An 11,427-nucleotide genomic window follows, 5' to 3' on the forward strand; every position below is an offset into this window, starting at 1 on the left:
GCAGTGAACCAACCAGTCAGCGCCACCGCGCAATCCGTTCTCCATCCGGCCGGCCCCGACGCCGCCATCATCGCCGACTTCGCCTGGGTGCTGTTCGGCGGAGGCGCCCTCATCTTCATCGGCGTGATGGCCTTGCTGGTGCTGGCCGTGCGGCGCCGTCCCGAACCGGTGAATGCACGGCGCTGGATCGTCGGCGCCGGCTTCGCCTTTCCGGTGGTGGTGCTGAGCATCCTGCTGGTGTGGAGCACCTGGCGCAGCGCCGAGCTCACGCCGCAAACCTCGAAAGGCGCCTTTACCGTCGGCGTGACCGCCAAGATGTGGTGGTGGGAAGTGCGCTACCACGACCCGACCAGCGGCCGCGAGATCGCCAGCGCCAACGAGATCCGGATTCCGGTCGGGCGCCCGGTCTACCTCGGCCTGACGTCCAGCGACGTGATCCACAGCCTGTGGATTCCGGCCCTGAACGGCAAGATCGACACCGTGCCCGGCCGCGTGACCGGCCTGACGCTGCAAGCCGACAAGCCCGGCGTCTACCGTGGCCAGTGCGCCGAATACTGCGGCGAGCAGCATGCGCGCATGACCCTGCACGTGGTGGCGATGCCGCAGGACGAATTCGACCGCTGGCTGGCGAACGAAGCGCGGCCGGCCGCATCGACCGCCGGCGCCGCCGACCAACAGCTGCTGGAACGCGGCCGCGCCGCCTTTCTCGAACAACGCTGCCAGGCTTGCCACACGGTGCGCGGCATCGATGGTGTGGAGGACGCACGCAAGAATGCCCTCCTCGGCCCCGACCTGACTCACGTCAGCAGCCGCCTGCACATCGCCGCCGGCCCCCTGCGCAACCACCGCGGCACCCTGGCCGGCTGGGTCGCCGACCCGCAGGCGATCAAGCCCGGCGCGCGCATGCCGGCCGCCGCCGACCTCGATGGCGAAACCCTGCACGCCCTCGCGGCCTACCTGGAACACCTGAAATGACCGATACCGCAGCGCCCGCATCTGCAGCCTCGCCGGCTTCCCTGCCGAGTTCACTCCCGCGCCCGGCGCAGGAATTCCCTCGCCTGGAAAAGACTTGGGTCACGCCCAGCAGCTTGCGCTTCCTCACCAGCGTCAACAACACGAACATCGGCCTGCTCTACATCGGCACCGCGCTGCTGTTCTTCCTGCTGGCCGGGGTGCTGGGCCTGTTGATGCGCGCCCAGCTGGCCGTGCCCGACAACGACCTGCTCTCGCCCTCGACCTACAACCAGGTCTTCACCATGCACGGCAGCGTGATGATGTTCCTGTTCGCGATTCCGATCGTCGAGGCATTGGCGGTGTACCTGCTGCCGAACATGCTGGGCGCACGCGACCTGCCCTTCCCGCGCCTCTCGGCCTATGCCTACTGGGCGTATGCCATCGGCGGCCTGGCCTTCTTCTGCACCCTGTTCGCCGGCCTGGCGCCGGACGGCGGCTGGTTCATGTACCCGCCGCTCACGGGCAAGCAGTATTCGCCTGGGCTGAACGCCGACTTCTGGCTGCTCGGGATCGGCTTCATCGAAATCTCGGCGATTGCCGGCGCCATCGAACTGATCGTCGGCATCCTGTTCACGCGCGCGCCGGGCATGACGCTCTCGCGCATGCCGGTGTATGCCTGGGCCATGCTGGTGGTCGGCATCATGATCGTGTTCGCCTTCCCGGCGGTGATCGCCGGCACCGCCCTGCTGGAACTGGAGCGCGCCTTCGAGTGGCCCTTCTTCGACGCCACGCGCGGCGGCGATCCGGTGCTGTGGCAGCATCTGTTCTGGTTCTTCGGCCACCCCGAGGTCTACATCATCTTCCTGCCGGCGGCCGGCATGGTCTCGACCATGATCCCGACCATCGCCGGCACCGCCCTGGTCGGCCGCCGCGCCATCATCGTGGCCCTGGTGGTGGTGTGCTTCTTCAGCTTCGCGCTCTGGGCCCACCACATGTTCACGGCAGGCCTGGGCATCATGACGATGAGTTTTGTGTCGGCCGCCAGCATGGCGGTGGCCGTGCCCACCGCGATCCAGGTGTTCGCCTGGATCGCCACGCTGTGGAAGGGCAAGGTGCAGATGAACGCGCCGGCCCTGTTCCTGGGCGGCTTCATGTTCATTTTTGTGCTCGGCGGGCTGACCGGCGTGATGGTGGCCCTGCTGCCCTTCGACTGGCAGGTGCACGACACCTATTTCATCGTCGCCCACTTCCATTATGTGCTGATCGGCGGGATGGTGTTCCCGGTGTTCGCGGGTTTGTACTACTGGATCCCGCTGATCAAGGGCCAGTGTTTGTCCGAGCGCGTGGCGCGCTGGGCCTTCTGGCTGATGTTCGGCGGCTTCAATGTCGCCTTCTTCCCGATGCACATCACGGGCCTCTTGGGCATGCCGCGCCGCGTGTACACCTATCCGGCCGAGATGGAGTGGCAGGTGCTGAACATGGTGTCCACGGTCGGCGCCTTCGTGTTCGCGCTGGGCGTGGTCGTGTTCACGGTGGACCTGGTCCGCACCCAGCGCCGCCCGTCCAAACCGCCGGGCAATCCGTGGAACGCCTCGACGCTGGAATGGCTGCCGTCGGAAGACTACGCCACGCGCAGTATTCCGCTGATTACCTCGACCGATCCGTTGTGGGAGCAGCCGGGCCTGTCGGAACAGGTGGAAGCAGGCCAGCACTACCTGCCCGGCACCGTCACCGGCAAGCGCGAGACCATCGCCACCAGCCCGATCGGCGCGCGCCCTACTTACCTGATGATCCTGCCCGGCGACAGCTGGCTGCCCCTGATCGCCGCCGCCGGCACCGCCGGCTTCTTCCTGCTGCTGACGGTGAAGCTGATGTGGCTGGCCTGGACCTGCGGCCTGGTGGCGGTCGGCTGCACCATGGCCTGGCTGTGGGAATCCGACGCCAAGCCGCCGATGAAGGAAGCCCTGGTCTCGGACACGCTGGTGCTGCCGGTCGGGGCGAAGGGCATGCGTTCGCACTCGTGGTGGGCCACCATCATCATGCTGATCGTCGATGCGATCATCTTTGCCTCGCTGGTGTTCGCCTACATCCACATCTCGATGCGGCTGATCGTCTGCCCGCCGCCCTCGGCCGGGCTGCCGGAGCCGGTGTGGCAGCTGCTCTCGAGCGGCCTGCTGCTGGCGGCGGCGGGCCTGATGTTCGCGGCCACGCGCGCGGTCGGCAAGCGGCGCCTGCCCTGGCTGGCGCTGGCGGCGGTGACCTGCGTGATTGCCGCCTTTGGCGCCGATTTTTATGGCTACCAGCTGGCCGGCCTGGCGCCGCGCCGCCTGGCCTGGAGCGCGACCATCGCGGCGATGCTGACCTACCAGGGCCTGCACATGGTGCTGACCGTGCTGGTCGGCCTGTATTTGGCGGTGCGCGGCTGGTGCGGGCGGATCGGCGAACACAACCGGGCCACGCTGGATAACACGGCGCTGATCGTGTACTACACCGTGCTGCAGGGGATCGTGGCGGCGGTGGTGGTGCATGGCGTGCCCATGCTGATGGATTGACGATGCGCGAACGATTTTTCAGGAAGCTGATGCGCGGGACCTTGCCGCTGCTGGTGTGGGCGGCGCACTTCGCTGCCTGTTACGTGTTCGTGGCGGCGCAGTGCAGCCCGCTGGGGTATGAGCCAGGTTATCCGCAGCGCTGGCCGCTGGCGGTGTTCACCGTGGCGGCGCTGGCGGTGTGCGGGTGGCTGGTGTGGAAGTGGCGTGGGACCTTGCGGCATGCGGATGAACATACGCCGCTGCTGGACTGGGCCGCGGCGGGGTCGGCGTTGCTGTCGTTTGTCGGGATCGTGTGGACGTCGGTGCCGATGTGGCTGGTCGAGGGATGCAAGTAGGCGGAGGCGTCAACAAATGATCATTCGTGACGCCGACGATCATCATCCCGCACGGCCATAACGCGGCCAACACCGTTCGAGCTTCCGCGTGGGCACGGAGTGCCCACCGTACGGTTGAAGCCGCAGGCCTAACGCGCGGCTGGGCGCACGCGCCACACCACATTCCCTACATCGTCCGCCACCAGCAGCGCGCCTTTTTTATCAATCGCCACGCCCACCGGCCGGCCGTACGCCTCGCCCTCCGCGTTCACGAAGCCGCTCAATATCTCGACCGGCATCCCGTTCGGCCTGCCCTGTGCGAACGGCACGTACACCACGTTGTACCCCGACAGCGGCTTGCGGTTCCACGACCCGTGCTGTCCGATGAAGGCGCCGCTGGCATACGCCGGCCCGAGATGCGCGCCTTCCGCAAAGGCCAGCCCCAGCGCCGCTACGTGCGCCCCCAGCGCGTAATCGGGCACGATGGCTTGCGCCACCAGTTCGGGGCGCTGCGGCTTCACGCGCGCGTCCACGTGCTGCCCGTAATAGCTGTACGGCCAGCCATAGAAGCCGCCATCCTTTACCGAGGTCAGGTAGTCCGGCACCAGGTCGCTGCCGATCTCGTCGCGCTCGTTCACCACGGTCCACAGGGCGCCGCTCTGCGGTTCCCAGGCCATGCCGTTCGGATTGCGCAGGCCGGAAGCGAACAGGCGCGTGGCGCCGGTTCTGATGTCCACTTCCAGGATGGCGGCGCGATTCACCTCGATCTCCAGGCCGTTCTCGCCGACGTTGCTGTTCGAGCCCACCGTGGCGTACAGCTTGCTGCCGTCGCGGCTGGCGAGAATGTTCTTGGTCCAGTGGTGGTTCAAGCCGGCCGGCAGCGGCGCCAGCGTTTGTCCGGCTTCGGTAATTGCGGTGGCGCCTTCCTTGTACGAAAAGCGCAGGATGGCGTCGGCATTTGCAACAAACAGCTGGTCGCCCACCAGCGCCATGCCGAACGGCGAATGCAGGCCCTTCAGGAATACGCTGCGGGTCTCGGCCACGCCGTCGCCGTCGGCATCGCGCAGCAGGGTGATGCGGTCGGCGCTGGGCACGCCCGCCCCTGCCTTGGCCATGACCTTGCCCATCACCCAGGCGCGCAGGCCCGACTGTTTATTCTCCGGCGTTTGCGGCTTGTTCGATTCCGCCACCAGCACGTCGCCGTTCGGCAGCACGTACAGCCAGCGCGGATGGTCGAGGCCACGGGCCAGGGCCTGCACTTCCAGCCCCTGCGCCGCCTGTGGTTTGCCACCCTCCGGCCAGCCCTTCGCGGGTGCGATGTCGACGGTGGGGATCAGGCTGCCCTTCGGCGCCGGCAGCTGCGGTGCGGGACCGACGCCGGCGCCGGCCGGCAGGGTGGATTTGTCGCCGCAGCCGGCAAGGACAAGCAGCGCCGCGGTGGCGAGGATGCTGAGCGAAGGACGGCGCATGGGAGTCTCCGGTATCGGGCGAAATGGCAGTGACCGATTGTAACCAGATCGGCCCAACCACTCCACCCGATACCGGCGCCCGCACCCTCAGGCTGGACGATGCGCCTCCTCGACCGCCGGCGCGGCGACTGGCGCCGACACCAAGCGCCCGCGCCGCAGCCAGCCAATCAACCCCGGCAGCTGCAGCAGCACCAGCACCCCGAACGCCACCCGGTAGGCCTGCGCCGGATAATGCCCGCCCGCGTCCGGCGTCCACAACCCCACCACCAGCCCGAAACCCGCCTGCACCAGGAAGGCGCCGACGAAGATCAAGAGGTTCAGGCAGGTGGCGGCGCGCCCGGTGAGTTCGCGCGGCATGCTCTGGGCCACGATGGCGTACTCGATGCCGGTAACCGTGCCCACCAGCGTGAACAGCACCGACAGCAGCTGGAAGCTCGGCGCATAGCCGATCACGAAGGCCGCCTGCACCAGCACGAACAGCACGATGCCGATGCCGGCCACCTGTATCGGCGTCACGCCGCGCTTGCCTGCCCACTCGGTGATCATGCCCACCGCGATCGCCCCGAAGATCACGGCGGCCATGCTCATGTAGAGCAGATAGGCCACCGCGTCGTCCGGGAAGTGCGCCACGTCGGACAGCCAGCGCCCGATCCACAGCCCCTGGATGCCGAAGAACACCGCATGCGGAATCAGGATCAGCGAGATCGTGCTGCGAAAGCTCGGCGTGCGGTAGACCTGGCGCAGCGATGCCAGCACCGGCACGCGCGCACCGGCGGGCTTGCTGCTGCCAGGTGCCAGCAGCCAGATCGCTGCGCCGCTAATGGCCACCAGGGCCGCCAGCGCCACGAACAGCCCGCGCCAGTCGGTGTATTCCAGCGCCAGGCGCACCGGCATGGTGCTTGACGCCGCACCGAGCCCGCCGACCGCGATCAGGTAGCCGTGCACCGAGGGCAGCTTGTTCGGTGCGATCCAGGTCGACAAGGCCTTCACCGCCGACATGAAGCAGCCGCCCAGGCCGCAGCCGAGGATGGCGCGCGCCAGCACCAGCTGGGCGAAGCTCTGGCCATACGCGAACAGCAGCGCGCCCACGGCTGCGAACAGCATCAGCGCCAGTTGCACCTTGCGCGGGCCGTAGCGGTCGAGCGCGATCCCGACCGGCAGCTGCACCAGCGCGAACGCGAAGAAGAATGCGCTGGTGAGCAGGCCGAGCTGGCCGGGCGTGAGCGCCAGTGCTTTCAGCAGGTCCGGCGCCAGTACCGCGTTCACGTTGCGCAGCATCGAGGACAAATAGTGCCCGAGTGCGAACGGCAGGAATACGGTGAAAAAAACCGCCACGCCGGACAGGCGTGGCGGGTTTTGGGTGCCTTCCATGGCGGCGAGGTTTATGCCGCGCTGGGTTGGCTGTCGCTGGCGCGGCCGTCGTGGCTGCGCGCCTGCACGATCGGGATCACCCGCCCGGCTGGTGGATGCGCGACATCGCCGGCTTCTTCCTCGAAGAAGAATTTTTTCCGCCCAAAAGCGGGCTTCAGGTGATCGAGCCAGGTGGCGTCCGGATCGTACTTGGCAAAGAAGGGCTTGCGCACCCATTCCGGATTACGCGCCTGCAGGAACTGCAGCGCGAACAGCTTTTCGCCGTTGATGGTCACCACCCCGTCGATCACGACCTTGCCCGGGAAGGCGCTCATCGACGGCCCGCGCACGGTGCGCGACAGGCCCGAGACCATCGAATACGCCTGCTGGAAGATTTCGTGGGCGCGCGCCAGCGGCAGCGCGAAGTAGTCGCTCGGGCCGGTGTCGCGCTCGACGAACATGTAGTACGGGATGGCGCCCAGGCGCACGCCGGTGGTCCAGAGTTCGGCCCAGCTCTTCGGGTCTTCGTTGATGTGGCGGATCAGCGGGCCCTGCATGCGCAGCGTGGCGCCGGTGCCGACGATGCGTTTCACGGCCTGCTGGGCAATCGGATGGCGCAGCTCTACCGCATGGTTGTAGTGGCCCATGATGGCCAGGTTCTTGCCGGCCTTGACCACGCGCTCGAACAGGCGCATCAGGTCGTCGGAATCCTTGTCCGACACGTAGCGCTGCGGCCAGTAGGCCACCGACTTGGTGCCGATGCGGATGTTCTGGATGTGGGCCAGTTCCGGCGCCAGCAGCGGCTCCAGGAATTCGGCCAGCGAGCGGGTATTCATGATCATCGGGTCGCCGCCGGTGATCAATACGTCGGTCACGTCGGGGTGGGAGGCCAGGTAGGCCACCAGTTCCGTGCACTCGCGCGCGTCGAACTTCATCTCGTCCATGCCGACGAACTGCGGCCAGCGGAAGCAGAAGGTGCAGTAGGCGTGGCAGGTCTGGCCCGAACTCGGGAAGAACAACACCGTTTCCTTGTACTTGTGCTGCAGGCCCCTCAAAGGCACATCGTTCACGCGCGGCACGTTGTGGGTCATCTGGCCGGCCGGGTGCGGGTTCATGCGCATGCGGATCTGGTGCACCAGCTTGGCAATGGCGGCGTTGTCCTTTTTATGCAGCACCAGGTCGCGCAGCTGTTCGTACTCGCGCGCCGGCAGCATGTCGCGGTGCGGGAAGGTCAGGCGGAAGATGGGGTCGTCGGGGATCTTGTCCCAGTCGATGAGCTGGTCGAGCACGTATTCGTTCACGCGAAACGGCAGCACGTGCGAGACCACCTGGACCGCTTCCTGCAGGTCGGGGCTCATCCATTGCCACTGGCGCGCAAGGGCGATGGTTTGACGCGTGTAGGGTTTGAACTTGGCGGGCGTCGAATCGAGGGTGCTCACGGCATGCTCCTGGAAAGGAAAGATGGAGGGAGGGTGGAACGGCCGTCAATTCTTGGAAAAGAAGTTGGCGACGGAGAGCCATCTTAGGAATCCTCCATGCAAATGGAATTGCATCCAATCAACTACAGCCCGCGATAGTTTCCTTAAAAACATATTCCATGCGGCAAGACAAATGCGGCGGACGCCACACTGGCCTTCACCCTTTGCGCATTCGCAAATTGCCTACAGGAAGTGACGCGTACATTTCTTAATGCACTTAAGAAAGTTTTACCTATCGCACCGTTCTGAAAGGACATGCACCATGAAGCTGCTCGCCACCGCCACCGCCCTGTGCCTCGCACTCGCTTCCACTTGCGCGCTGGCCAATGAACCGACCGAAAAAGACGCCATCGCCATGGCCGAACGCGGCGCCGCCCTGATGAAATCCAAGGGCAAGGCCGAGATGATGAAGAAGATCAACGCCAAGGACCCGGAGTTCGTCCAGGGCGAACTGTACGTCGACATGCGCGACATCAAGACCGGCATCGTGCTGGCCCATCCCTACAACCCCTCGATCGTCGGCAAGGACCTGACCGACGTGCCCGACGCCAACGGCAAGAAATACCGCCGCGAGATCATCGAGCTGGCCGCCGCCAAGGGCAAGGGCTGGGTCGACTACCAGTACAAGAACCCGACTTCCGGCAAGATCGAGCCGAAAACCACCTACATCCTGCGCGTTGACGACGTCGTGCTGGAAGCGGGCATCTATAAAAAATAAGCACCACGAGTACGGGGCGGCCACGGCCGCCCTTTTCTTTTGTCCAGGAGGTAACCATGCTAAAGAAATTGCGGATCGGGCCGAAGCTGCTGCTGGCGCCGGGACTGGTGCTGGTGCTGCTGACGCTGCTCTCCGGCGCCGCCTATTACGGCATGGTGCGCCAGCACGCTTCGCTGGAAAACATGGTGCAGGTACGCGCCGCGCGCCTGCAGGATGCGGCCGACGTCGCCGGCGACGCGAAATATGCGCACGCGAATATCTACCAGTTGCTGGCCTGGGTCAGCGGCAGCTTCGCCAAGAACCGGCTCGACGCCCTGATCGCCGACATCCACAAGAAGCACGCCAGCATCGGCGCCCAGCTGGGAGCCCTGGCGAAGGTCGCCGACCCCGAGGAACGCAAGCTGATCGACGCCTCCGCTGCGGCGCTGGCCGCCTACCGCAAGGCGGTGCTGGAGACCATCGAGATGGCCCAGGTCGACCAGTCGATCGCCACCAACTCGATGCAGAAGGCGGAAAAGGAATTCGGCGTGCTGAACACCCAATTGGCCCAACTCGCCGCGCTGGAAACCAGCCTGAGCGAACGCGCCTACGCCGCCGCCGGCGCCGAGTTCAAGACCCTGGGCGTGACGATGGCGGTGCTGGTGGTGCTGTCGATTGCCCTGTCGCTGGTCGTGACCATGCTGGTGCGGCGCGCCATGCTGGCCGACATCCGCAAGATCTCCGACGTGGTGGCCGAACTGGCCGAGGGCCGCCTGTCGGCCGGCGTGGGCAGCGACGGGCGCGACGAGATCGCCGACACCTCGCGCGCGCTGGACCACACCATCGCCAACCTGAACACGACCCTGCACTCGGTGCTGACCTCGGTGCGCTCGATCGACACGGCATCGAAAGAAATCGCCACCGGCAACCTCGATCTGTCGACCCGCACCGAACTGCAGGCCGGCTCGCTCGAGCAGACCGCCAGCGCCATGGAGACCCTGACCGTGGCCGTGAAGGACAACGCCAACAATGCGCGCCTGGCCACCGACCTGGCGGCCGAAGCGGCGCGGCTGGCGGCCAATGGCGGCCAGGCCGTGGACCGCGCCGTGAGCACCATGGAATCGATCAAGGCCAGCTCGCGCAAGATCGTCGAGATCATCGGCGTCATCGATGGCATCTCGTTCCAGACGAATATCCTGGCCCTGAACGCGGCGGTGGAAGCGGCGCGCGCCGGCGAGCAGGGACGCGGCTTCGCGGTGGTGGCCTCGGAGGTGCGCACCCTGGCCCAGCGCTCGGCGGCGGCAGCAAAAGAGATCAAGGCGCTGATCGCGGACTCGNACGCGGCTTCGCGGTGGTGGCCTCGGAGGTGCGCACCCTGGCCCAGCGCTCGGCGGCGGCAGCAAAAGAGATCAAGGCGCTGATCGCGGACTCGGTGGCGATCATCGACGGCGGCAGCGCCTCGGTGGGCGAAGCCGGCAGCAGCATGGGCCACATCGTGGCCTCGGTGCAGCAGGTGAACGACATCATCGGCCGCATCAGCATCGCCAGCACCGAGCAGGCCGACGGCATTGCGGAAGTGAACCGCGCGGTCGGGCAGATGGACGACATGACCCAGCAGAACGCGGCCCTGGTCGAGGAAGCGGCGGCGGCGGCGGAAAGCCTGCACGAGCAGACCGTGAACCTGGCGCGCGCGGTGTCGATCTTCAAGATCGAAGGCATTGCGCCGCTGACCGAAGCCGAGGCGGAGACACTTGATACGGAACCGGCCGGTTTCCACGAGCCGCTCGAACGGCGTGCTCCGGGCAGCGCGATGCGCACCAGCGCACCGCGCGCCCTGCTCGGGAGCCGTCAGCCGGCGCGCGAGCGCAGCTCCGGCAACGGCCGTCTCAGCGGAACGGACGGCTGACGAAGCGCGACCCGGCCAGCCCGAAGCGCCAGGGCACGTCCATCGCCTTCGAGATGCCGATGCGCGGGCCGGCGATCACTTCCAGCCCGGGCGGCGCGGCCCGCAGTTCGAACGGCGGCGCCGCCAGCGACATCCCGTTGAACTCGCGCGTCACTTCCAGGGCCTGGCACAGCTTGCCGGGCCCCGAACACAGCAGGCGCACATCCTCGGCATCGCGCCGCGCGCGCATCACATCCAGTCCGGCCAGGGGTTCGATCGCGCGGATCAGCACCCCGGCGCCATGCCCCTCCTCCATGCAGACGAAATTCAGGCACCAGTGGATGCCGTAGGAACGGTAGACATAGGCGTGCGCGGGCGGGCCGAACATGGCGAGGTTGCGCGGCGTGGGGCCGGAATAGGCATGCGAGGCCGGGTCCTCGCGGTCGTAGGCTTCGGTCTCGACGATGCGGCCGCCGATACCATCAACCAGCACGGTCACGCCGATCAGCTGGCGCGCCACCAGCTCGGCCGGCGCCATGAAGTCGATTCCGGCCAGGCAGGCATCAGGACCTGCGCCGGAAAGCAAAGCGGGTTTCAGGGATTCCATATGCCCATTCTAGGCATGCCTGCAACACCGCTCTGTTTGTTTTGCCACATAAGGCTGCCTGTTGCTGCAATGGAACCTAACTGTCAAGTCCCGTTTGATCGTAAACGCGTTTAACGAATAA

8 protein-coding genes and 1 pseudogene are annotated in these 11,427 nt (G+C 66.5%); 5 read left to right on the forward strand and 4 right to left on the reverse strand.

Going from position 1 to position 11,427, the window contains the following annotated elements; all coding sequences use genetic code 11:
- The first annotated feature begins 3 nt into the window (after positions 1 to 3).
- The 3 genes from coxB to QWL29_RS17120 are packed head-to-tail and all read left to right on the forward strand — an operon-like array spanning position 4 to position 3,841.
- Positions 4 to 975: a cytochrome c oxidase subunit II gene (gene coxB / locus QWL29_RS17110; RefSeq protein WP_305824083.1), complete on the forward strand. Its 972-nt coding sequence runs from the start codon at positions 4 to 6 to the stop codon at positions 973 to 975.
- Positions 972 to 3,506 (forward strand): cytochrome c oxidase subunit I, encoded by a 2,535-nt coding sequence (gene ctaD, locus QWL29_RS17115; RefSeq protein ID WP_305824084.1) that lies wholly within the window; start codon positions 972 to 974, stop codon positions 3,504 to 3,506. Before coxB ends, ctaD begins: the two co-directional genes overlap by 4 nt.
- 2 nt (positions 3,507 to 3,508) lie before the next feature.
- Positions 3,509 to 3,841, forward strand: coding sequence for a hypothetical protein (locus QWL29_RS17120; RefSeq protein WP_305824085.1), 333 nt, complete (start codon positions 3,509 to 3,511; stop codon positions 3,839 to 3,841).
- Positions 3,842 to 3,969: 128 nt separating this feature from the next.
- On the opposite strand, the gene QWL29_RS17125 is transcribed toward QWL29_RS17120, so the two are convergent.
- From QWL29_RS17125 to QWL29_RS17135, 3 genes are all read right to left on the reverse strand, one after another.
- Complete coding sequence (locus QWL29_RS17125) at positions 3,970 to 5,289, reverse strand: PQQ-dependent sugar dehydrogenase (RefSeq protein ID WP_305824086.1); 1,320 nt, start codon at positions 5,287 to 5,289, stop codon at positions 3,970 to 3,972.
- An 87-nt stretch (positions 5,290 to 5,376) separates the two neighbouring features.
- The gene (locus QWL29_RS17130; RefSeq protein ID WP_305824087.1) at positions 5,377 to 6,660 is read right to left on the reverse strand and encodes an MFS transporter; all 1,284 of its coding nucleotides are present in this window, start codon (positions 6,658 to 6,660) and stop codon (positions 5,377 to 5,379) included.
- Positions 6,661 to 6,671: 11 nt separating this feature from the next.
- Positions 6,672 to 8,078 carry a KamA family radical SAM protein gene (locus QWL29_RS17135; RefSeq protein WP_305824088.1) on the reverse strand — a complete coding sequence of 469 codons (1,407 nt, stop codon included), beginning with the start codon at positions 8,076 to 8,078 and terminating at the stop codon, positions 6,672 to 6,674.
- Between the two features lie 301 nt (positions 8,079 to 8,379).
- Here QWL29_RS17135 and QWL29_RS17140 point away from each other — a divergent pair, with 301 nt between their 5' ends.
- Both QWL29_RS17140 and QWL29_RS17145 read left to right on the forward strand, forming a co-directional pair.
- Positions 8,380 to 8,835 (forward strand): cache domain-containing protein, encoded by a 456-nt coding sequence (locus QWL29_RS17140; RefSeq protein WP_305824089.1) that lies wholly within the window; start codon positions 8,380 to 8,382, stop codon positions 8,833 to 8,835.
- 56 nt (positions 8,836 to 8,891) lie between these two features.
- A pseudogene (locus QWL29_RS17145) lies at positions 8,892 to 10,720 on the forward strand (methyl-accepting chemotaxis protein).
- Here QWL29_RS17145 and QWL29_RS17150 read toward each other — a convergent pair.
- Positions 10,701 to 11,306 (reverse strand): DNA-3-methyladenine glycosylase, encoded by a 606-nt coding sequence (locus tag QWL29_RS17150; RefSeq protein WP_305824090.1) that lies wholly within the window; start codon positions 11,304 to 11,306, stop codon positions 10,701 to 10,703. The pseudogene QWL29_RS17145 and the gene QWL29_RS17150 sit on opposite strands and share 20 nt — an antisense overlap.
- Positions 11,307 to 11,427 lie beyond the last annotated feature (121 nt).

The organism is Massilia brevitalea, assembly GCF_030711405.1.
Classification (GTDB): Bacteria; Pseudomonadota; Gammaproteobacteria; order Burkholderiales; family Burkholderiaceae_D; genus Telluria; species Telluria brevitalea.